Source organism: Halorubrum tropicale (assembly GCF_001280455.1).
In the GTDB taxonomy this organism is placed as follows: Archaea; Halobacteriota; Halobacteria; order Halobacteriales; family Haloferacaceae; genus Halorubrum; species Halorubrum tropicale.
Genome location: NZ_LIST01000005.1, coordinates 111,915 through 131,061 on the forward strand (window position 1 = coordinate 111,915; position 19,147 = coordinate 131,061).

Consider the following 19,147-nt stretch of genomic DNA (forward strand, 5'->3'; position numbering starts at 1 on the left):
CTCGACCGCGCCGAGCGCGGTCGACCGCCGCAAATCACCGTTCGACGAAGACGTCGGAGACGACCGCGTCGACGCCGCCGACCGCCGCCACCGCGTCGTACTCGCGCGCCGAGGCGACGGTCCACGGCAGCACTCGCAGCCCGCCCTCCCGCGCCCGCCGAACGAGGTCGGTCCGCAGGCACAGCTCGTACCGCGGCGAGACGGCCGCACACCCCAGCTCGGTCGCCGTCTCGATCGTCCCCGCCACGTCCTGCGGCGGGTACGCCCACCGGGGCGGCGACGCGCCGCCGAGCGGCCCCGGGATCAGCGGTCGGAGGGCCCGCGCCGGAACCGACTCGCGGACGCCGTAGACGGTCGGCACCGCCGGGTCGGCCGCCGTCGCCGCCTCGATAACCGCCGGGTCGTCGGCGGCGACGGCGAGGTCGTAGTCGCGGTCCGCGCCGGCCGCGACCGCGTCCGCCGCGACGCCCCGCTCCTTCAGGTCGAGCATGACCCACGCGTCCGCCGGCACGGCGTCGAGCGCGTCCGCGAGCGTCGGCACCGGCTCGCCGGAGCCCTCGACCGAGAGGGCCGCGAGCCGCTCGTACGGCGTCTCGCTCACGCGCCCGGTCGCGTCGGTCGCCCGCCCGAGCGTCGCGTCGTGGAAGGCCACGAGCTCGCCCGTCCCGCAGCGGCGCACGTCGAGCTCGGTCCGGTCGGTCGCCGCCGCGGCCGCCTCGACCGCCGCGACGGTGTTCTCCGGGTTCTCGGCCGCGAAGCCGCGGTGCGCGATCAGGGGCGGGCCGAGGTCGCTGCGGTCGCCGCCCGCCTCGGTCGCCCCGCCGCCGTCCCGCCCGACACAGCCCGCGAGGGCGGCCGATCCGGCTACCGCCGCCCCGCCGACCGCGATCGACCCGCACCGCCGAAGCACCGCTCTGCGGGACGGGTAGGTCTCCGCACCGGATCCGGTCGGCTCAGTGTCGCTCACGGGACCGTCCTCGTCGAGGAGTTCGGCCCCGCGGACAAAAGCTCGCGGTCGGCGACGCTCGGCCGGCGACCGCGCTCGCCCGGGAGAAGGTATTTGCGGCCGGCAGCCCGATTTCGGGGCATGGACGGGAAGCAGGCCCTCTACTACGCGGCGATCGCGATCGCGGTGCTCGTCGGAGTCAGCGTCGTCGTCAGCGTGGTCTCGGCCCTCTTGAGCCTCGCGTGGGCGGTCGTCTCCGGGATCGTCACGCTCGCCGTGCTGGCGGGGCTCGCGTACGCCGCGTACAAGGCCGGCTCGTGGCTGCTCGGCGACGGGGACGCCGGCGCCGACTCGCTCGACTCGATCGGGTCCTCGTCGTCCGCCTCCGCCGACGCCGCGACGAGCCGGCAGGACCGCCTCCGCCAGCAGTACGTCGAGGGACAGATCAGCGAGTCGGAGTTCGAGCGCCGCATCGGCGAGGAGTTAGAGACCGAGGAGGTCGACGACATCGACCGCGAGCTCGAACGCGAGCGCTGAGGATCAGAAACGGTCGCGGAGCTCTCCGCGCAGGTCGTCGACGTCGAGGTCCTTCATCGCGAACAGCACGAGCAGGTGGTAGACGAGGTCGGCGCTCTCCGCGGTGAGCTCGTCGCGGTCGTCGTCCTTCGCCGCGAGGATCGCCTCCGTCGTCTCCTCGCCGATCTTCTCTAAGACGGCGTTTTCCCCCTTCTCGTGGGTGAACAGCGAGGCCGTGTACGACCCCTCCGGCAGCTCCTCCTTCCGCGACTCGATGGTGGCGAACAGCTCGTCGAGGACCGCGTCGGGCGGCGCCGCCCCCTCGCCGGATTCCGGACCCCGATCGCTCACGCGACCACCTCCCGCTCGGGGAAGAAGGCGAGGTCGTGGATCCGCGGGTCGTCGGTGAGCTCCGGGTGGAACGCGGTGGCGACGACCGGGCCGTCCCGCACCGCGACCGGGCGCCCGTCGACGGTCGCGAGCGTCTCGACCCCCGGCCCGACCTCGTCGATGGCGGGCGCGCGGATGAACACGGCGTGGAAGGGGTCGTCGAGCCCGGCGACCGGGACCTTCGCCTCGAAGGAGTCCTTCTGTCGACCGAACGCGTTGCGGTCGACGGAGACGTCGACCAGCCCCAGCGGGTCGACCCGGTCGTCCTTCGCGTCGTTCGAGCAGACGATGAGCCCGGCGCAGGTCGCGAGGACGGGCTTCCCGCTCGCGACGTGTGCCTCGATCTCGGCGGCGATCCCCTCGCGGTGGATCAGCCGGGAGATGGTGGTCGACTCTCCGCCCGGCATCAGGAGGACGTCGCAGTCGGGCACGATCCCCGCGTCCCGGACCTCGACGACCTCCGCGGACTCGTCGTGGGCGGCCGCGGCGTTGCGGACCGCGGCGGCGTGTTCGGCCACGTCGCCCTGAACGGCGATGACGCCTGCTTTCATACGAACAGGTGGGGCGGGCGCGTGGAAAAAGGGCGCGCTACGCGGGCGAACGGCTCGCGCTCGGTCCGTCGGTGCGAGGAGAGGGGGAGCGTCTACGCGACGGTCAGCGACAGGATCTGGACGAACACGCCGAAGAGGACGCAGAACGCGACGACCGTCTTGGGGTCGATCGAGATGGCGTTCCGGTCCTCGTTCTCGAAGTAGCGGACCAGTCCCGCGCTGGACATCAGCCCGCCGGAGTTGGAACCACTCATGTCCGTTGCTGGACGGCGACGCGGCGTAAACGTTTCGTTCGCCGTCCGAGCCGACGGGTCGCAGCCGCCGATCGCGCCGCGCGGACCGCCCGCGTACACGAGTGGGAAACCCTTATGCGCGGGCCGGCGATAGTTGACGCCGACTATGACCGTTCGACTGCTGGATTTCCACGCCGAGTGGTGCGGCCCGTGTAAGACCCAAGACCCCATCCTGGAGGAGATTCAGGAGGACCTCGGCGACGCGTTCGAGCTCCAGAAAGTCGACGTCGACGAGGAGCAGGACGTCGCGAACCAGTACCAGGTCCGCTCGCTCCCGACGCTCATCGTCGAGAACGACGACGGCGTCGTCGACCGCTTCGTCGGCGTCACGCAGCGCGAGGACATCGAGGCCGCCCTCACGGAAGCGGGCGCCTGACCGTCGGTCCCGCTCGGCAGCCGTTCTTCTCGCGGCCGATGGCCGCACCCGAACGCTTTCAGACGGCCGCTTCGGGGGCGCGACCCGCCGCCGCGGCGTCTCGCAACCTTTTACAGCACCGCACGCGCAGTAACGGTATGGCCAAATTCGACGCCGCCGAACGCCGCATGCTCGACCGACAGATCTGTATGCGCTGTAACGCCCGGAACGCCTCCGAGGCCGAGCGCTGCCGCAAGTGCGGCTACACCAAGCTCCGCCCGAAGGCGACCGAGCGCCGCGCCGCGTAATCCGGTCGGCCGCCGGGCCGCCCTCGGCCCTTCCTCCGAGCTATTCCCCCTCGACGAACAGCCGCGCGTCCCCCTCGCGGCCCCGGCCTCGGTCGCGCCCCGCGCTCACTCGTCGGGGTACTTCGGCTCGCGGCGCTCGGCGCGCTCCGTCGCGCGCTCTATCACCTCGCGGACGGTGTCCGGCCCGTCGGCGGCGCGGTAGACGTCGCCGTGGCCGGGGAACATCGCCGCGGTCGTGTCGGGCAAGCGGTCGAGGATCTCGCAGAGGCTCTCGATCAGGCGCTCGCGGGACTGGCCGGCCATGTCCGTCCGGCCGAACGAGCCGTCGTCGAAGGCGCCGTCGTTGTAGACGACCACGTCGCCGGAGTAGAGCCGATCCTCGCCGACGAGCGAGACGTGGTCGTCGGCGTGGCCGGGCGTGTGGACGACCTCGCACGCCTCGCTCCCGACGAGCACCTCGTCGCCGTCTTCGAGCGCCACGTCGCGGCGCGGGTGGTCCGCGTACGCGAACACCCGCGGGTCGAACCGGTCGGCCACCGCGTCGAGCTCGCCCACGTGGTCGTGGTGCTGGTGGGTGATCACGACGCGGTCGAGCCCGTCGACGCCGGCGTCGTCGAGCGCGTCGGCGATCACGTCGTCGACGCCCGGCATCGTTCCCGCGTCGACGAGCGTCGTCGCGTCCCCGACGGCGAGGTACGCGTTACAGGTGAACTCATCCGCGTCCGCGGTGACGGTGATCGGCTCCATGCCCGTACTCGCTCGCGGAGCGACAAAAGGGTACAGCCGCGGCCGCGCGGCGTCTCTCCCCGCGAGCGGCCGTGGATTTATTTGACACCCGCCGTTAACTTCACACACAGATGGGCTTCGGCAGCTACGACGAGTCCGAACAGGAGAATCAGGACCTGGACGCGGACTTCGACGACGACGACGGTGTCCGGGCTGCCCAGGAGACCCACCAGGGGTCCGTCGACTACGAGCCCGGCGCCTCGAACGACGAGCTTCTCGACCGGCTCCAGGAGATCAAGTCCGAGGACGCGTGAGTGACCGCGCCGAGCCGCACGCTCGGCGTCGCGTTCTCCGACGCCCGCGACGTTAGCTACGCGGCCGGCGTCGTCGTCCGCGCCGACGGGACGCCCGACGGCGTCGCGTTCGCGTGGTGTACCGTCGGGGGAACCGACGCGACCGACGCCGCCCTCGACTGCTGGCGCGCGCTCGACCGCGAGGACGTCCGCCACGTCGCCTGCGCCGGGGTCGCGCCGGCGTGGTTCAACCTCCTCGACCTCGACCGACTCCGCGAGGCGCTCGACCGCCCGGTGTACGCCGTGAGCTACGAGGCGAGCCCCGGGCTCGAACCGGCCCTGCGCGACGCCTTCGACGGCGACGCGCTCGCCGAGCGCCTCGCGACGTACCGGTCGCTGCCGCCCCGCGTTCCGGTCAGCTCCGCGGACGCGGACGGCGGCGACGCTCCCGACGGCGGCGAGCCTCGGTTCGTCCGCGCGGTCGGCCTCGACCCCGAGCGCGCCGCCGCGGCGGTCAGGGCGCTCACCCGCGACGGCTTCCGGCGCTGCGAGCCGCTCCGGATCGCCGCGCTCGCCGCGAGCGCCCACCGCGAGGCGGTGACGGCGAGCGATCCCCCCGGGGCGACCGACGCACCTTAGACGGCCGCGCCCGGAGCCGTGGGTATGAGCGAACACGGCGGCGACGGCCTCGACGAGGACCTCCGCGTGCCCGCCTGCGAGCGGTGCCCGGAACTGGTCGCCTCGCGGAGCCGGATCGTCGACGGCGTCGGCCCGACGGACGCGGACCTGCTGTTCGTCGGCGAGGGGCCGGGCGCCACCGAGGACGAGGAGGGCGAGCCGTTCGTCGGGCGGTCGGGCGACGTGCTCGACGAGGCGCTACGCGACGCGGGGCTCGCCCGCGCCGACGTGCGGATCACGAACTGCGTCCGGTGCCGCCCGCCCGACAACCGGGACCCGACGGCCGAGGAGCTGTCGAACTGCCGCGGGCACCTCGACGCGGAGATCGACCGCCTCGACCCGGCGCTGATCGTGACGCTCGGGAAGGTGCCGAGCGAGCACCTCCTCGACCGGTCGGTGGCGATCACCTCGGCGTCCGGCGACGTGGTGGACGCGCGGCTCGCCGGGGCGTCGCGGCGCGTCCTCCTGTCCGTCCACCCGGCGGCGACGCTGTACGACCGGAGTCAACGCGACGGCTTCTTCGAGACGATCGCGCGGGCGGCGGAGCTGAGCGGCGTCGGAGAGCGCGGCGAAAACGGCGGCGGCCAGTCGCGGCTCGGCGACTTTTAGGCGCTCAGTCCCGCTTGGGACCGTCGCCGATACCGAGCCACTTCTTGGCGTCGAACAGGCCGCGGATGGCCTCGATCAGTCCCTTCCCCTCGTGCTCGCCGGGCCGGAGCCGGGCGCGGATCCGCGAGGAGATGAGCTCGATGCCGAGGACGACGATGAACACCATCACCAGCCCCGCGGCGGTCTGCTGGAACTCGAAGAGGTCCTGACTGTTCCGGATCATCAGCCCGAGGCCGCCGGCGCCGACGACCCCGAGCGAGATGGCGATCCGGGTGTTGATCTCCAGGATGTACAGCGTCCACGCGATGAACGACCGCGAGACCTGACTCAGCATGCCGAAGCTCACGGTCTGGGTGCCCGAGGCGCCCGTCGACCGGATCGCCTCGATCGGCCCCTCCTCGATCTCTTCGAGGTCGTCGGTGAACAGGCGGCCGAGGTTCCCGATGCTGTCGGTCGCGATCGCGAGCACCGCCGTCACCTGTCCCGGCGGGCCGACGGGGATGTACAGGAAGATCCAGACGATCGCGGGGATGGCGCGGATGCCGCTGAGCGTGCCGCGGAAGATGAAGTTGAACGGGAACGGCGTGACGCGCTCGCTGCCGAGCACGCCGAGGATCAGCGCGAACGGGAAGGCGAACACGGTGCCCATGAAGCCGAGGAGGAGCGTCACGAGGCTCGCCTTCACCAGCGTCTGCCGCGGCGACTGGAAGCTCTCGACGATGCGGGCCCCGCCCTCGCCGAAGCTCGCCGGGATCGCCTGAAGCCCCGTGATTCCCTGGTCTTTGGTGTAGATCGTGAAGTTCTGGAAGTCGGGCGGGAAGAAGCCGGTCGCGATGAACTCGTACATCGCCGGGAGCCGCCCGGCGACGACGTTCGGCTGGAAGCCGATGAAGCCGAGCCCCCAGTAGGTGACGCCGAGGACGGCGGTGAGGAGCACGGCCCACAACAGGTACTTGAGTCGCCGGAGCCGTTCGAGCGCGCGGAACTGGTCCCTAATCGCGGAGTCGGACGAGGAACTCACGCTTCTTGCCCCCCGTCTGCGGCCGCATCAGCCTCAGCGTCGGTCTCGCCCAGCTCCTCGCCGGTCGTGCCGGTCGGGACCGTCTTTCCGTCCTGTGCGCTGCCGTAGTAGATGCGGTCCATCTCGTCCATGGTGAGGTCGTCGGCGTCGCCGTCGAAGATCACCTCGCCGTCGCGGATCCCGAGGAACCGGTCTCCGAACTCGCGGGCGATGTTCACCTGGTGGAGGCTGGTGACCGTGGTGAGGTCCTGTGCGGTCGCCGCCTTCTTGAGGTACCGCATCACGTCCCGCGCCGCCTTCGGGTCGAGGCTGGCGACCGGCTCGTCGGCGAGGACGATCTCCGGCTCCTGAACCAGCGCCCGGGCGATCCCGACGCGCTGTTTCTGCCCGCCGCTCATCGACTCGGCGCGCTGCCCCGCCTCGTCGAGGAGGCCGACCGTCTGGAGGGCTTCCAAGGCGGTCCGCTTGTCGTCGTCGTCGTGCATCCCGAGGGCGCTCCGGAGGAGGCCGTTCCGGGAGAGCGCGCCCGACAGCGCGTTGCCGAACGCGGTCTTGCTCTCGATGAGGTAGTGTTCCTGGAACACCATGCCGACGCTGCTGCGGTTACCCTGTATCTCCTCGCCGCCGATGCGGACGGACCCCTCGGTGGGCTGCGTGAGTCCGTTCAGCACGCGCAGCATCGTCGACTTGCCGGCGCCGGAGGGACCGAGGAGGATGACGAATTCGCCCTCGGAGATGGTGAACGATACGTCGTCGAGGGCGACGGTGTCCTCGCCGTATCTCTTGGTGACGTTCTCGAATTCGATCGTTGGCATAGGGTGTGGCTTTGTCCGAAAGGGGAGGAATCGGGTGAAAAGTGATCCGAAGTTGGAGACGGGGCCTTACTGGTCGAAGATGTCGGTGCCGACGCCGAGCTCGTTGGCGACGTCGATGACGGACTGGTAGTCCTCCTGGCTCGCCTCGCGGACCTTGCTGAACCAGAGGTCGTCGTCGGTGTCGGACTCGCCGTCGGCGCCGTAGTAGATGCTGTCCGGCGCCTCGAGGAACGACTCCCGAATGGCGGACTTCACGTCGTCGCTCAGTTCGGGCGACACCACCATCGGCGCGCGCGGCAGCCCCTCGTCCTCGTGGAGCGTGGTGGCGACCTCCTGCCACTCCTCCGGCGCGGGGCCGGTGCCGGTGTCGCGGACGAAGCCGCCCATCGCGGCGGCGTCGACCTGGCCCTGTTCGAGCAGGGTGTACGAGCCGACGTGGCCCCCGGCGAAGCGGGCGTCGAACTCGGCCTGCGAGCCGTCGCCCTCGGGGAGCTCGCCGATGTCGAGGTCGCCCTGGCTCGACATGCTGTACAGCGGGTACAGCGCACCGCTGGTCGACAGCCGGTCGGAGAAGGCGACGGTCTTGCCGGACAGGTCCGACAGCTCCGTGATGTCGCTGTCGTTCGGCGTCGCGATGATGCTCTTGTACGTCCAGCCGCCGTAGCCGAACCGCTGGAGGATGATCTCCGCGTTCCCGGTCTTCACGCCGAGGGCGGCCGCGAACGGCCCTGTCTCCGCGACGTCGGTCGTGCCCTGGCCGAGCGACTGGATGATCGCGCTGTAGTTACTGCCGACGTTCCCCTCGACCGAGAGGCCGTCGGGGACCTCGTAGTTCTCCTTCAGATAGCTGCCCACGTGGTCGAGCAGCGGGGAGTACTGCACCTCAAGGTCCTCCTGCGGGACCGACGGCGAGATGCCAAAGTCGACCTTCCCGTCGCCGCCGAACGACATCTGCGAGTCGCCGCCGTCAGAGCCGTCAGACCCGTCGCCGCCGTCGGACCCGTCGCCGCCGTCGGACCCGTCGGATCCGTCACCGCCGTCGGACCCGTCGCCGCCGCCGCTACAGCCTGCGAGTCCAACGATACTTGCCGCACCCGCGATCTTGAGGAATTTGCGTCGTTGCGCCATGAGGTGTCCATTTGATGCTTCTACTGGCGTTTCAAAAGTGTTGCTGTTGACATATACACACGACTCTATACCGCTATGTAACAGTTCCCGGATGGAAACTGACTTCCACCGCGGTCGCGAACCGAAACCATGGACGAATCACCAACGGGCGCCGAGGTGTCCGTCGCGCTCGTGGACTACGGGCTCGGGAACCTCCGGTCCGCGACCCGCGGGCTGGAGCGCGCGGGCGCGTCCGTCGAGATCACCGACGACCCCGAGGCGTTCGCGGCCGCCGACGGCGTCGTCCTCCCCGGCGTCGGCGCGTTCCGTGAAGGGATGGAGAACGCCGGGCCGCTGCGCGAGGCGCTGACCGACCACGCCGAGGCGGGGCGCCCCCTCTTCGGGATCTGCCTCGGGATGCAGATGCTCCTCACGACGAGCGAGGAGGCCGACCACGCGGGCGAAGGCGAGGTGACGGGGCTCGACCTGATCCCCGGCACCAACGTCCGCTTCGAGGTCGACCGGAAGGTGCCGCACATGGGCTGGAACGAGCTCGAAGTCGAGCGCGACCACCCGATCGTCGACGGCGTCGACGGGGCGGAGGAGTCGGGGGCGGCCGAGTCCGCCGGCGGGTCCGTCGACGGCGAGCACGCCTACTTCGTCCACTCCTACTACGCCGCGCCGGACGACGCCGACGCGGTCGTCGCCACCGCCGACTACGGGGTCGACTTCCCGGCGGTCGTCGCCAACGACGCGGGCAACGTGTTCGGCACGCAGTTCCACCCCGAGAAGAGCGGCGAGACGGGACTGACGATCCTGCGGAACTTCGTCGACTACTGCGCGGAACGGTAGTCGGCGACCGCGTCCGCTCCGCTTAGAGCTCGTCGTACGGGCCGGGCTTGGCCGCAGTCAGGCGGTCGACTTGCTCGTCCGAGAGGTCGATCGTCGCGGCCGCGAGGTTCTCTCGCAGCTGGTCGACGGTCCGGGCGCCGACGATCGGGGCCGTGACGCCGTCGCGGTGCGAGAGCCACGCGAGCGCGGTCTGCGCGGGCGAGGCGCCGACTTCCTCGGCCACGGCGTCTAACTCGTCGTGGACGTCGAAGTTCGCCTCGGTGAGGTACGCCTCCTGGAACCGGCTCGACTCCGCCGCCTTCGAGTCGCCGGGCAGGTCGGCGTCGCGGTCGTACTTCCCGGTCAGGAAGCCCTGTCCGAGCGGGCTCCACGGGGAGACGGCGAGGTTCCGCTGGCGCGCGAACTCCAGGTACTCCCCCTCGATCTCGCGGTCGACGAGGTTGTAGCGCGGTTGGAGCACCGTGAACGGCTCCCAACCCTCGCTGCGGGCGATCTCGTTGGCGCGGGCGACCTTCCAGGCGTTCGGGCAGAGCGTCGAGGCGCCGAGGTAGTGGACCTTCCCGGACTCGACGAGCCCGTTCAGCGTCTTCATCAGCTCGCGGGCCGGGGTCTCGTCGTCCCAGCGGTGGATGTAGAGGACGTCGACGTAGTCGGTGCCGAGCCGGTCGAGCAGGGCGTCGACGCGGTGGCGCACGTTCTTGCGGTTCGTCCCGCGGCTGTTCGGGTCGCCGTCGCGGATCTGCCAGTACACCTTCGAGGCGACGGTGTAGCGCTCGCGGTCGCGCTCGGCGAGCCAGTCGCCGATCCAGCGCTCGCAGTCGCCGCCGCCGTACACGTCGGCGGTGTCGATGTACCGCCCGCCGGCGGTCTCGTAGGCGTCGAGCAGCTCGTGGGCGCGCTCCTCGTCGATCTCAACGTTCCCCGCCTCGGTCACGCGGCCGAACCGCCACGTGCCGAACTGGAGCTCGCTCGTCCGCAGGCCGGTCCGACCCAGCGGCACGGTTCCCAGATCGATCTCGTCGAGTTCGGGCGTCATCGCCGAACGGTTGTCGCGGTCGACGCAAAAAGGCTCAGCAACCGGATGCGATGTGCGAACGCGTGGCGGCCGCGGGGGCGGGACGGCGGCGGGAGCGTCGCTCTGGTTTCCGACGGGGCCCGGCGTCGAACCGACGCCACCGGATCGCGGCGGTCACTCGCACGTCACGGCGAAGTCCTCCTCCGCCGCGGCTGCGGTACACACCGGACAGCCGGCGTCGAGGATGGTCTCCCGCATCGCGTCGTTGACCTCGATGGTCTGCTCGCAGTCCGGACAGGTGAAGTGAACGGTGGTCAACGCTTACCCTCTCGTTCCCCCCGGATGCGGTCTGCGGACATAAATGGACGGTTCCGACCGGCTCACTCCGTCCGCGGTACCGCGTACGCGCCGACAGCGAGGAAGACCGCCGCGAGCGCGGTCAACACGAGGAGGTCGCCGGCCCACCGACCGCCGGTGAAGGTGATCGCCCGAGCCCCGCGCGCGAAGTACGTCAGCGGCGAGGCGGCGACCGCGGGCAGGAACCACTCCGGCAGGAGCGAGGGGGTGACGAACGTCTCGGAGAGGAAGAGCAGGGGAAGCGCGACCGTGTTGCTCGCGGCGATCACGCCGTCCTGCGAGTCGGCGAGCGCGCCGAGGACGGCGCCGAGCCCGCAGAAGAGCGCGACCGCGACCGCGACGAAGACCGGCAGGGCGGCCAGCGACGGCGAGACCACGAGCGTCGCGTCGGTCACCGCAACCACGAGGCCGAGGATGAGCAGGCTCGCGGCGCCGATGATGCCGACGTTGACGAGCGTGTGCGCGACGAGCCACTCGGCGCGGGAGAGGGGCGTGGTCGCCAGCTTCTCGAACCGCCCGCCGTCGCGGTGGCGCGCGATCTCGGAGCCGACCCGCGACAGCGGCGTGAACAGGACGACGACCGCGAGGTAGCCGGGAATGTAGTAGCCCGCCGGCTCGGCGAAGAGGCCGCCGCCGGTCGGCTGCGTCCGCACCAGCGCGCCGAAGATGACGACGAGGATGACCGGAAAGAAGAAGGTGAAGAACACCGCGGTCCGGCGCCGGGTGAACGACCGCGCCGCCGCGACCGCCTCGGTCCCGATCCGCCCGAGCCGGGTCATCGCTCGCCCCCGTCGGGCGCCGCGTCGTCTGCTGCGCGACGCCCGTCGGGCGCCGCGTCGTCTGCTGCGCGGCCCCCGTCGGACGCCGCGTCGTCTGCTGCGCGGCCCCCGTCGGACGCCGCGTCGTCTGCTGCGCGACGCCCGTCGCCGACCGCCACGGTCGGTCCCCCATCGGCTCCCCGCCGCGCGTACTCCTCGCCGGTCAGCCGCAGGTACACGTCTTCCAGCGACGGCTCCGACCACGACAGCGAGTCGAAGGCGACCCCGGCGCCGTCGAGCGCGTCGACGGCCGCGCCGATCGCCTCGGGCCGCACGCCGCGCACCCGGATCCCCCCGTCTGTCGCCTCGACGGTGGGGTCATCGCCGAGTCGCTCGCGGACGCCGGCCGCGACCGCCGCGACGGTCTCGTCGGTCGCCGGCCCCGCGGTCGCGGCGTCGAGCCGCGGCGCGCCGCCGTGTTCCGCGACCAGCCGGTCCGGCGCCCCGCTCGCGACGACCCGCCCGTCGCGGAGCATGGCCACGCGGTCGGCGAGCCGCTCGACCTCGTCCATCGCGTGGCTCGTGAGGAAGACGGTCGTCCCGCCGGCCGCGAGCCGCTCGATCAGCCGGTGGATCGCCCGGCGACCGGCGGGGTCGATCCCCGTCGTCGGCTCGTCGAGGAAGAGGAGGTCCGGGTCGTTGACGACCGCGGTCGCGACGCAGGTGCGGCGCTTCTGCCCGCCCGAGAGCGTCTCGTACCAGGCGTCGGCGTCGTCGGCCATCCCCACGTCCTCGAGGACCGCCTCGGTGTCGCGGGCCGCGTCGTAGAGGCCGCCGTAGTAGTCGACCAGCTCGCGGGCCGTGAGCCGCGCGGGCGGGTCGAACGACTGCGGGAGCAGCCCGACTCGGGCGGGGTCGACCTCGCGAGGCGGCGCGCCGAACACGCGGAGGTCGCCCTCGGCCTCGGTCGTCCCGGTGAGCGCGCGCACCAGCGTCGTCTTCCCGGCGCCGTTGGGGCCGATGAGCCCGAACACCTCGCCGGCGGCCACGTCGAGGTCGACCCCGTCGAGCGCGTCGACCTCGCCGTACGCCTTCCGGACCCCCTCGCCGACGACGACGGGGTCGCCGGCGGGCGCGTTCGAGTTCCCCGCGTCCGCCCCGGCGGTCCCGCTCCCGCCCGCGTCGACGGTCGCTGTCTCGTCCATGCGACCGAGTCCGGCCGCCGCGCGCGTAAGGGTTGCTTTTCGGCCGACGCGGTCGCCGGGGCTCGGTCAGGTCCGTCACGCCTAAGCGACGCGCTCCCGACCTACGGCGTATGTACTACCACGAGGCGGCGGCGTTCCTCTTCGACCTCCGCCGCTTCTCGGTCAAGCCCGGGACGGAGCGGGTGGAGGCGCTGCTCGCGCACCTCGGGGACCCGCACGAGGAGGTCCCGTTCGTCCAGATCGCCGGCTCGAACGGGAAGGGCAGCGCGGCGCGGTTGACGGAGTCGGTCCTCCGAGAGGCGGGGCTGTCGGTGGGCCTCTACACCTCGCCGCACCTCTCCGCGCTCGCCGAGCGCGTCCGGGTCGACGGCCGGCGGATGACCGAGTCGGCGATCGCCGACTTCGTCGCGGAGGTGCGCCCGTGGCTGGTCGACCGCGCGGCCGCCGGCGAGCCGCTCACCTTCTTCGAGGTCGTGACGGCGATGGCGGTGCGGGAGTTCGCGCGCCGCGAGGTCGACGTGGCGGTCTTGGAGGTCGGCCTCGGCGGCGAGTACGACGCGACGAGCGCGGTCGACCCCGTCGCGACCGCCGTCACGAACGTCTCCCTCGAACACACCGACGTGCTCGGCGACACGATCGGGGAGATCGCCCGCACGAAGGCCCGGATCGCCCGCCCCGACGCGCCGTTCGTCACCGCCTGCGAGGGCGAGGCCCTGGACGTGGTCCGCGAGGTCGCCGGCGAGGCCGGCGCGCCGGTGACGCGGGTGACCGGCGACGGCGACGCCGACGACGCGGGCTCGGCCGACGAGGGTGACCCCGGGGACGAGACCGACGACTCGCCCGCGCTCGCCGCGACCTACGAGGGCCGCGTCAGCGCCACAGACGCCGCGGTCTCGCTCGCCGGCGAGCGAGAGGGGACCTACCGGATCCCGCTCGTCGGGCGTCATCAGGCCGCGAACGCGGCGGTCGCCGTCGCGCTCGCGGACCGGACCGCGGCGGCGCTGGGGACCGACCTCCCCGACCGCGCCGTGCGCGACGGGCTCGCGCGGGCGACGTGGCCGGGGCGGTTCGAGGTGGTCGACACGGCGCCGCTGACCGTCCTCGACGGCGCGCACAACCCCGCCGCCGCCCGGACGCTCGCCGCGACGCTCGACGAGTACGACTACGACGACCTCCACCTCGTGTACGCCGCGATGCACGACAAGGACCACGCCGAGACGGCGGCCGGGCTCCCGGACGCGGCGACGGCGGTCACCTGCCGCCCCGCCATCGACCGCGCCGAGGACCCCGCCGTGCTCGCGGCCGCGCTCCGGTCGGCGGGCGTCGACGAGGTGACGGCCGGCGACGACGTGGCGGACGCGCTCGCGACCGCGACTGACCGCGCCGCCGACGGCGACTGCGTACTGCTCGTCGGCTCGCTGTTCGCGGTCGCCGAGGCCCGGGCGGCGACCGTCCGGACCGTCCGCGAGCGGACGGTCCGGGGGCCCGACGACGCGGCGCACGCCCTCGACGCGGCCGGCGTCCCGCCCGAGGGCGTCGCGGCCCACCGGGACGGCGTCGACCACCGCGTCTTCACGCTCCGGCTGCGCGGCGACCGGGCCGAGCGCGTCGCCAGCGAGGCCCGAGCGGTCGGCGGCGGCGCCGCGCTCGGGGGGCTCGGGGCGGACGAGGACCGCGGGGCCGCCGGCGAGCAGATCCCCGTCACCGTCGCGGGCACGGTCGCGGAGTTGCGCGCGCTCGTCGACCGCCTCGACGCGGCCGACGGGGGCGGGCTCGGCGGCGTGGCGGCCGACCTCGCGGCGGCGGCCGGGATCGACGCATGCGGACCCGGCGGAACGGAGGGCGAGGGCGACGCGGCCGACCCCGAATCCCCCGACTACCCGTGGACCGACCGCACCGCGGTGATGGGCGTGCTCAACGTCACGCCGGACTCGTTCCACGACGGCGGGCGCCACGCGGACCTCGACGACGCGGTCGCGGGCGTCGAGCGGATGGTCGACGCCGGGGTCGACGTCGTCGACGTCGGCGGAGAGTCGACCCGCCCGGGCGCGGAGCCGGTCCCCGTCGAGGAGGAGATAGAGCGCGTCGTGCCGACGATCGAGGCGATCCAGTCGGTGCCCGCGGTCGGGTCCGGCGAGGTGCTGGTCTCGGTCGACACGCGCAAGCCCGCGGTCGCCGAGGCGGCGCTCGACGCGGGCGCGGACGTCATCAACGACGTGACCGGGCTGGAGGACCCCGAGATGCGCTCGGTCGTCGCCGACGCCGACTGCCCGGTGATCGTGATGCACAGCCTCGACGCGCCGGTCGACCCGGACGCCGACCCCGAGTACGACGACGTGGTCGGCGAGGTCGTCGACGCCTTACGCGAGCGGCTGGCGCTGGCGGACACGGCCGGCATCGACCGCGACCGCGTCATCGTCGACCCCGGGCTCGGCTTCGGGAAGTCGCCGGCGGAGGACTTCGAACTGCTCGCCCGCTGCGGGGAGTTCGCGGCGCTCGGCTGCCCCGTCCTCGTCGGCCACTCGCACAAGTCGCTGTACGGCGCGGTCGGGCGCGACGCCGACGACCGCGAGCACGCGACGGTCGCCGGCACCGCGCTCGCCGCCGACCGCGGCGCCGACATCGTCCGGGTCCACGACGTGGCCGAGAACCGCGCCGCGGTCGACGTCGCCGCCGCGGTGAACGGGGCGCTCCGTGGCGGGGGCGACCCCGCGGAGGACGGGGAGTGACCCGGGACCGGCGCGCGGTCGGGCGCGACGCCGACGGTCGCTCCCGCCGCGCCGACGGCAGCGTTTTGCCTCGCGGTCCCGTCGCGTCCCTATGACCCGGCGCCTGCTGCTCGGCTGTAGCGCGGTCGGGAACGCGCTCGTCGAACACGCCCGCGACGGGCGCGGCGGGCGCGACGACCTGGTGGCGATCACCGACGACACCGGCTGGGTGTCGACGCTGCGCGACCGCAACGTCGCCACCGTCGAGGCCGACCCGACCGACCCCGGGACCTACCCCGACAGCGCCGGCGTCGTGCTGATCGCGAGCGACGACGCCGAGCGGAACGTCGCCGCCGCGCGCGCCGCCCGGGAGCGGTACCCGGAGGCGCTGATCGTCGCGCACCTCGGGGCGGCGCCGACGGACGAGCAGCGCGCGGCGGTCGAGGCGGTCGCCGACCGCGTTGTTGACCCGGTCGAGGCGGTCGCCGACCGCGTCTTCGCGGCGGTCGGCCTCGACGACGCCCCCGACCCGACCGCGGAGTTCGCCGCCGCCGACGGCGCCGAGAAGCCGGCCCGGCTGCTCGCGGCGCTCCGGGGGCTCTCGGGGCCGCTGCTCGTCGTCGCCCACGACAACCCCGACCCCGACGCCATCGCGAGCGCGCTGGGACTGGCGCGGATCGCGGCGTCGATCGGCGTCGAGGCCGACGCCTGTTACGGCGGCGAGATCGCTCACCAGGAGAACCGCGCGATGGTGAACCTCCTCGACATCCGGCTCCGGTCGTTCGACGAGATCGACCTCGACGCGTACGGGGGCGTCGCCTTGGTCGACCACTCCCGCTCGGGGATCAACGACAGCCTCCCCGAGGGCCACCCGGTCGACGTCGTCGTCGACCACCACCCGCCGCGGGGGCCGGTCGCGGGGTCGTTCGTCGACATCCGTCCCGGGGTCGGCGCGACGAGCACGCTCATCTCGGAGTACCTCTCGCGGTACGGGATCGCGCCGGAGCGGGACCTCGCCACGGCGCTCCTCTACGGCATCCGGATCGACACGAAGGACTTCACGCGCGCGACCGCCACCGACGACTTCGAGGCGGCGGCCGCGCTGCTCGCGCACGCCGACGAGTCGACGCTCGAACGCGTCGAGAGCCCGAGCGTGAGCCCGGAGACGCTGCGCGTCCTCGCGGCCGCCATCGAGAACCGCGACGTGCGGGGGTCGGTGGCGGCCTCCTGCGTCGGCGAGATCGCCGACCGCGACGCGCTCGCGCAGGCCGCCGAGCGGCTCCTCGACCTGGAGGGCGTGACGGTGACGTTCGTCTACGGATACACGGAGGGAGTTATCTACGGCTCCGCCCGCGCCCGCGGCGCTGACCTCGACGCGGGCGAGCTGCTGCGCGACGCGCTCGACCCCGTCGGCTCCGCCGGGGGCCACGCGGCGATGGCCGGCGCGCAGGTCCCCCTCGGCATCCTGAGCGAGGTCTCGGAGTCGGAGTCGCTGGCGGACGTCGTCGAGGCGTTCGTCGCCGGCCGGTTCTTCGAGGCGCTCGACGACGCGCCGACGCAGCCCACCGGGCTCCCGCCCGAGTTCCCGACCGATTGACCGCACGGGACCGACGAATGGGACGGCGTCGCACGGCGCCGTAACGCATTCGGCGCCGGCCCGCGACGCGCCCGACATGCCCGACGGTCTCTACGACGAGCGCCCGCGGCTGTACGACGCGATCCAGTCCGAGTGGGACTACGACCGCGACGTCGCCTTCGTCCGCGGCACGCTCGCCGACCGCGGTGTCGACCCCCACCGCCTGCTGGAGGTCGGCTGCGGCACCGGCGAGCACACGCGCCGGCTCGCCGCCGGCGGGCTCGACGTGACCGCGATAGACGTCCACGAGGGGATGCTCGGCGTCGCGCGCGAGAAGTGCGCCGACCTCGACGGCGACGGCACCGCCGAGTTCCGCCGGACGGGAATTCCCGACCCGGACCTCGGCGGCGCCGGCCCGTTCGACGCGGCCGTCGCGATCCGCGGCGTCGTGAACCACCTCGCGCCCGCGGACCTCGACCCCGCGCTGGCCGCGCTCCGCGACCGCCTGCGGCCGGGCGGCGTCCTCGTCTTCGACAACTCCCCGCTGCCGCCCGAAGGGAACCGCCCCGGGCTCGACGTGGGCCGCGACGCGGACGGGGCGGTCGAGTACGTCCGCGTCGCGCACCACGTCGCGACCGGCGACGGCCGCCTCGACTGGCGCGCGGTGACGTTCACGCCCGACGGCGACCCCTTCGTCGACGCCCGTCGGATGACGCCGTTCGCCGACGAGCGGATCGCCGACGCGCTCGCCGCGGCCGGGTTCGACGAGGTCGATACCGTCGACGGCTACGGCCCCGACGACGACCGGAGCGTGTTCGTCGCGGTGCGGTAGGTGTGAGTCGCGGTACGGTGGCGCGGTCGTCGCGGTGCGGTGGCGCGGTCGTCGCGGTGCGGTGGCGCGGTCGTCGCGGTGCGGTGGCGCGGTCGTGCGGGAATCGCGCAACGGTCGCAACGTACATACGGCGCGCCGGCGAACCGGATTACATGACCGACGACATCGTCGAACACCGTCGACTCATCATCGCCGGCACCGGTATCTCGGGGCTCTCGGCGGCGATCTACGCCGCCCGGTCGAACAACGACCCGCTGCTCATCGAGGGCGACGAGCCGGGCGGCCAGCTCACGCTGACGACCGACGTGGAGAACTACCCCGGGTTCCCCGAGGGCGTCTCCGGGCCCGGCCTGATCAACGACATGAAAGAACAGGCCGAGAAGTTCGGCGCGGAGGCCCGCAACGGCGTCATCGAGGACGTCTCGAAGGAGCCCGCGGGGCACTTCCGCGTCGCGCTCACCGACGGCGACGCCTACACCGCCGACGCCGTCATCGCCGCGTCGGGCGCCAGCGCCCGGACGCTCGGCGTCCCCGGTGAGGAGGAGCTGATGGGATACGGGCTCTCCACGTGCGCGACCTGCGACGGCGCGTTCTTCCGCGGCGAGGACATGCTCGTCGTCGGCGGCGGCGACGCCGCGATGGAGGAGGCGAACTTCCTGACGAAGTTCGCGGACACGGTGTACGTCGCCCACCGGCGCGAGGAGTTCCGCGCCGAGGACGTGTGGATCGAGCGCACGATGGACGCCGTCGAGGAGGGCGACATCGAGCTCCTCCTCAACACCGAGCTCACCGAGATCCACGGCACCCCCGAGGACGGCATCGATCACGTGACGCTCGTCGAGCATCCCGACGGCCACCCGAAGGAGAAGCTCGACGACCCCGCGACCGCCGACGAGGTCGACGAGTACGACTTCGACGTGGGCGCCGTCTTCTACGCCATCGGTCACACGCCGAACACGGACTTCCTGGAGGGGACCGGCATCGAGACCGACGACGACGGCTACCTGATCACCGAGGGCGGCCGCGGCGGCGGGCAGACCCGGACCGGCGTCGAGGGGCTGTTCGGCGCCGGCGACGTGGTCGACTTCCACTACCAGCAGGCGGCCACCGCGAGCGGCATGGGCGTGAAGGCCGCGCTCGACGCCGACGAGTACCTCTCGGACCGCGAGCGCGCCGGCGAGCTGTACGAGGGCGAGGTCGACGCCGCGGCCGCGGACGACTGATAATCGCGTAGTT

The 19,147-nt window shown here is 72.8% G+C and carries 23 protein-coding genes; 11 read left to right on the plus strand and 12 right to left on the minus strand.

What is annotated here, in order from left to right:
• Window positions 1-34: 34 nt before the first annotated feature.
• Complete coding sequence (locus AMR74_RS12840) at window positions 35-967, minus strand: glycerophosphodiester phosphodiesterase (RefSeq protein WP_053772462.1); 933 nt, start codon at window positions 965-967, stop codon at window positions 35-37.
• 120 nt (window positions 968-1,087) lie between these two features.
• On the opposite strand from AMR74_RS12840, the gene AMR74_RS12845 reads away from it, so the two are divergent.
• Window positions 1,088-1,483 (plus strand): hypothetical protein, encoded by a 396-nt coding sequence (locus tag AMR74_RS12845; RefSeq protein ID WP_053772463.1) that lies wholly within the window; start codon window positions 1,088-1,090, stop codon window positions 1,481-1,483.
• Between the two features lie 3 nt (window positions 1,484-1,486).
• Here the strand turns inward: AMR74_RS12845 and hisE are convergent, their stop codons facing one another.
• From hisE to AMR74_RS12860, 3 genes are all read right to left on the minus strand, one after another.
• Window positions 1,487-1,813 (minus strand): phosphoribosyl-ATP diphosphatase, encoded by a 327-nt coding sequence (hisE, locus tag AMR74_RS12850; protein ID WP_053772464.1) that lies wholly within the window; start codon window positions 1,811-1,813, stop codon window positions 1,487-1,489.
• Window positions 1,810-2,403, minus strand: a complete 594-nt coding sequence (gene pdxT, locus AMR74_RS12855) for a pyridoxal 5'-phosphate synthase glutaminase subunit PdxT (RefSeq protein ID WP_053772465.1) — start codon at window positions 2,401-2,403, stop codon at window positions 1,810-1,812. Before pdxT ends, hisE begins: the two co-directional genes overlap by 4 nt.
• 92 nt (window positions 2,404-2,495) lie before the next feature.
• Window positions 2,496-2,657, minus strand: coding sequence for a preprotein translocase subunit Sec61beta (locus AMR74_RS12860; RefSeq protein ID WP_077152317.1), 162 nt, complete (start codon window positions 2,655-2,657; stop codon window positions 2,496-2,498).
• Between the two features lie 145 nt (window positions 2,658-2,802).
• On the opposite strand from AMR74_RS12860, the gene AMR74_RS12865 reads away from it, so the two are divergent.
• Both AMR74_RS12865 and AMR74_RS12870 read left to right on the plus strand, forming a co-directional pair.
• The gene (locus AMR74_RS12865; RefSeq protein WP_004598787.1) at window positions 2,803-3,072 is read left to right on the plus strand and encodes a thioredoxin family protein; all 270 of its coding nucleotides are present in this window, start codon (window positions 2,803-2,805) and stop codon (window positions 3,070-3,072) included.
• 137 nt (window positions 3,073-3,209) lie between these two features.
• On the plus strand, window positions 3,210-3,359 hold the full coding sequence (locus AMR74_RS12870; RefSeq protein ID WP_006111655.1) for a 50S ribosomal protein L40e: 150 nt from the start codon (window positions 3,210-3,212) through the stop codon (window positions 3,357-3,359).
• A 105-nt stretch (window positions 3,360-3,464) separates the two neighbouring features.
• Here AMR74_RS12870 and AMR74_RS12875 read toward each other — a convergent pair whose 3' ends face one another.
• Complete coding sequence (locus tag AMR74_RS12875) at window positions 3,465-4,106, minus strand: MBL fold metallo-hydrolase (protein WP_053772466.1); 642 nt, start codon at window positions 4,104-4,106, stop codon at window positions 3,465-3,467.
• A gap of 110 nt (window positions 4,107-4,216) precedes the next feature.
• Here AMR74_RS12875 and AMR74_RS12880 point away from each other — a divergent pair, with 110 nt between their 5' ends.
• The 3 genes from AMR74_RS12880 to AMR74_RS12890 are packed head-to-tail and all read left to right on the plus strand — an operon-like array spanning window position 4,217 to window position 5,665.
• Window positions 4,217-4,399 (plus strand): DUF5786 family protein, encoded by a 183-nt coding sequence (locus AMR74_RS12880; RefSeq protein WP_007995123.1) that lies wholly within the window; start codon window positions 4,217-4,219, stop codon window positions 4,397-4,399.
• Complete coding sequence (locus tag AMR74_RS12885; RefSeq protein WP_053772467.1) at window positions 4,400-5,017, plus strand: endonuclease dU; 618 nt, start codon at window positions 4,400-4,402, stop codon at window positions 5,015-5,017.
• 24 nt (window positions 5,018-5,041) lie between these two features.
• Window positions 5,042-5,665, plus strand: a complete 624-nt coding sequence (locus AMR74_RS12890) for a uracil-DNA glycosylase (RefSeq protein ID WP_053772468.1) — start codon at window positions 5,042-5,044, stop codon at window positions 5,663-5,665.
• Between the two features lie 4 nt (window positions 5,666-5,669).
• On the opposite strand, the gene AMR74_RS12895 is transcribed toward AMR74_RS12890, so the two are convergent.
• From AMR74_RS12895 to phnD, 3 genes are all read right to left on the minus strand, one after another.
• Window positions 5,670-6,686, minus strand: a complete 1,017-nt coding sequence (locus AMR74_RS12895) for a PhnE/PtxC family ABC transporter permease (RefSeq protein WP_053772469.1) — start codon at window positions 6,684-6,686, stop codon at window positions 5,670-5,672.
• Entirely contained in the window at window positions 6,683-7,501 is an 819-nt protein-coding gene (phnC, locus tag AMR74_RS12900) for a phosphonate ABC transporter ATP-binding protein (protein WP_053772470.1), read from the minus strand. The genes AMR74_RS12895 and phnC overlap by 4 nt, the downstream gene beginning before the upstream one ends.
• 66 nt (window positions 7,502-7,567) lie before the next feature.
• Window positions 7,568-8,629, minus strand: coding sequence for a phosphate/phosphite/phosphonate ABC transporter substrate-binding protein (phnD, locus tag AMR74_RS12905; RefSeq protein ID WP_053772471.1), 1,062 nt, complete (start codon window positions 8,627-8,629; stop codon window positions 7,568-7,570).
• A 129-nt stretch (window positions 8,630-8,758) separates the two neighbouring features.
• Between phnD and hisH the strand changes: the two genes are divergently transcribed.
• Window positions 8,759-9,460: an imidazole glycerol phosphate synthase subunit HisH gene (hisH, locus tag AMR74_RS12910; protein ID WP_053772472.1), complete on the plus strand. Its 702-nt coding sequence runs from the start codon at window positions 8,759-8,761 to the stop codon at window positions 9,458-9,460.
• Between the two features lie 22 nt (window positions 9,461-9,482).
• On the opposite strand, the gene AMR74_RS12915 is transcribed toward hisH, so the two are convergent.
• The 4 genes from AMR74_RS12915 to AMR74_RS12925 all read right to left on the minus strand — a co-directional run bounded on the left by AMR74_RS12915 (window position 9,483) and on the right by AMR74_RS12925 (window position 12,795).
• Window positions 9,483-10,496, minus strand: coding sequence for an aldo/keto reductase (locus tag AMR74_RS12915; RefSeq protein ID WP_053772473.1), 1,014 nt, complete (start codon window positions 10,494-10,496; stop codon window positions 9,483-9,485).
• Between the two features lie 153 nt (window positions 10,497-10,649).
• Window positions 10,650-10,793, minus strand: a complete 144-nt coding sequence (locus tag AMR74_RS18575; protein WP_121600285.1) for a DUF7560 family zinc ribbon protein — start codon at window positions 10,791-10,793, stop codon at window positions 10,650-10,652.
• Between the two features lie 62 nt (window positions 10,794-10,855).
• Window positions 10,856-11,611 carry an ABC transporter permease gene (locus AMR74_RS12920; protein WP_053772474.1) on the minus strand — a complete coding sequence of 252 codons (756 nt, stop codon included), beginning with the start codon at window positions 11,609-11,611 and terminating at the stop codon, window positions 10,856-10,858.
• Window positions 11,608-12,795: an ABC transporter ATP-binding protein gene (locus AMR74_RS12925; protein ID WP_082356877.1), complete on the minus strand. Its 1,188-nt coding sequence runs from the start codon at window positions 12,793-12,795 to the stop codon at window positions 11,608-11,610. Before AMR74_RS12925 ends, AMR74_RS12920 begins: the two co-directional genes overlap by 4 nt.
• 110 nt (window positions 12,796-12,905) lie before the next feature.
• On the opposite strand from AMR74_RS12925, the gene folP reads away from it, so the two are divergent.
• From folP to AMR74_RS12945, 4 genes are all read left to right on the plus strand, one after another.
• Entirely contained in the window at window positions 12,906-15,524 is a 2,619-nt protein-coding gene (gene folP / locus AMR74_RS12930) for a dihydropteroate synthase (protein ID WP_053772475.1), read from the plus strand.
• Between the two features lie 91 nt (window positions 15,525-15,615).
• Window positions 15,616-17,100 carry a DHH family phosphoesterase gene (locus AMR74_RS12935; protein ID WP_053772476.1) on the plus strand — a complete coding sequence of 495 codons (1,485 nt, stop codon included), beginning with the start codon at window positions 15,616-15,618 and terminating at the stop codon, window positions 17,098-17,100.
• A 76-nt stretch (window positions 17,101-17,176) separates the two neighbouring features.
• Complete coding sequence (locus AMR74_RS12940) at window positions 17,177-17,911, plus strand: class I SAM-dependent methyltransferase (RefSeq protein ID WP_053772477.1); 735 nt, start codon at window positions 17,177-17,179, stop codon at window positions 17,909-17,911.
• A 152-nt stretch (window positions 17,912-18,063) separates the two neighbouring features.
• The gene (locus AMR74_RS12945; protein ID WP_053772478.1) at window positions 18,064-19,134 is read left to right on the plus strand and encodes an NAD(P)/FAD-dependent oxidoreductase; all 1,071 of its coding nucleotides are present in this window, start codon (window positions 18,064-18,066) and stop codon (window positions 19,132-19,134) included.
• The last annotated feature ends 13 nt before the right edge of the window (window positions 19,135-19,147 follow it).

What these genes read in the sequence shown, in the direction of transcription:
- AMR74_RS12845 (WP_053772463.1), top strand. Translation starts at nt 1,088, where the DNA reads ATGGACGGGAAGCAGGCCCTCTACTACGCGGCGATCGCGATCGCGGTG.
- pdxT (WP_053772465.1), bottom strand. Translation starts at nt 2,403, where the DNA reads ATGAAAGCAGGCGTCATCGCCGTTCAGGGCGACGTGGCCGAACACGCC.
- AMR74_RS12860 (WP_077152317.1), bottom strand. Translation starts at nt 2,657, where the DNA reads ATGAGTGGTTCCAACTCCGGCGGGCTGATGTCCAGCGCGGGACTGGTC.
- AMR74_RS12865 (WP_004598787.1), top strand. Translation starts at nt 2,803, where the DNA reads ATGACCGTTCGACTGCTGGATTTCCACGCCGAGTGGTGCGGCCCGTGT.
- AMR74_RS12870 (WP_006111655.1), top strand. Translation starts at nt 3,210, where the DNA reads ATGGCCAAATTCGACGCCGCCGAACGCCGCATGCTCGACCGACAGATC.
- AMR74_RS12875 (WP_053772466.1), bottom strand. Translation starts at nt 4,106, where the DNA reads ATGGAGCCGATCACCGTCACCGCGGACGCGGATGAGTTCACCTGTAAC.
- AMR74_RS12880 (WP_007995123.1), top strand. Translation starts at nt 4,217, where the DNA reads ATGGGCTTCGGCAGCTACGACGAGTCCGAACAGGAGAATCAGGACCTG.
- AMR74_RS12890 (WP_053772468.1), top strand. Translation starts at nt 5,042, where the DNA reads ATGAGCGAACACGGCGGCGACGGCCTCGACGAGGACCTCCGCGTGCCC.
- phnC (WP_053772470.1), bottom strand. Translation starts at nt 7,501, where the DNA reads ATGCCAACGATCGAATTCGAGAACGTCACCAAGAGATACGGCGAGGAC.
- phnD (WP_053772471.1), bottom strand. Translation starts at nt 8,629, where the DNA reads ATGGCGCAACGACGCAAATTCCTCAAGATCGCGGGTGCGGCAAGTATC.
- hisH (WP_053772472.1), top strand. Translation starts at nt 8,759, where the DNA reads ATGGACGAATCACCAACGGGCGCCGAGGTGTCCGTCGCGCTCGTGGAC.
- AMR74_RS12915 (WP_053772473.1), bottom strand. Translation starts at nt 10,496, where the DNA reads ATGACGCCCGAACTCGACGAGATCGATCTGGGAACCGTGCCGCTGGGT.
- AMR74_RS12920 (WP_053772474.1), bottom strand. Translation starts at nt 11,611, where the DNA reads ATGACCCGGCTCGGGCGGATCGGGACCGAGGCGGTCGCGGCGGCGCGG.
- AMR74_RS12925 (WP_082356877.1), bottom strand. Translation starts at nt 12,795, where the DNA reads ATGGACGAGACAGCGACCGTCGACGCGGGCGGGAGCGGGACCGCCGGG.
- folP (WP_053772475.1), top strand. Translation starts at nt 12,906, where the DNA reads ATGTACTACCACGAGGCGGCGGCGTTCCTCTTCGACCTCCGCCGCTTC.
- AMR74_RS12935 (WP_053772476.1), top strand. Translation starts at nt 15,616, where the DNA reads ATGACCCGGCGCCTGCTGCTCGGCTGTAGCGCGGTCGGGAACGCGCTC.
- AMR74_RS12940 (WP_053772477.1), top strand. Translation starts at nt 17,177, where the DNA reads ATGCCCGACGGTCTCTACGACGAGCGCCCGCGGCTGTACGACGCGATC.
- AMR74_RS12945 (WP_053772478.1), top strand. Translation starts at nt 18,064, where the DNA reads ATGACCGACGACATCGTCGAACACCGTCGACTCATCATCGCCGGCACC.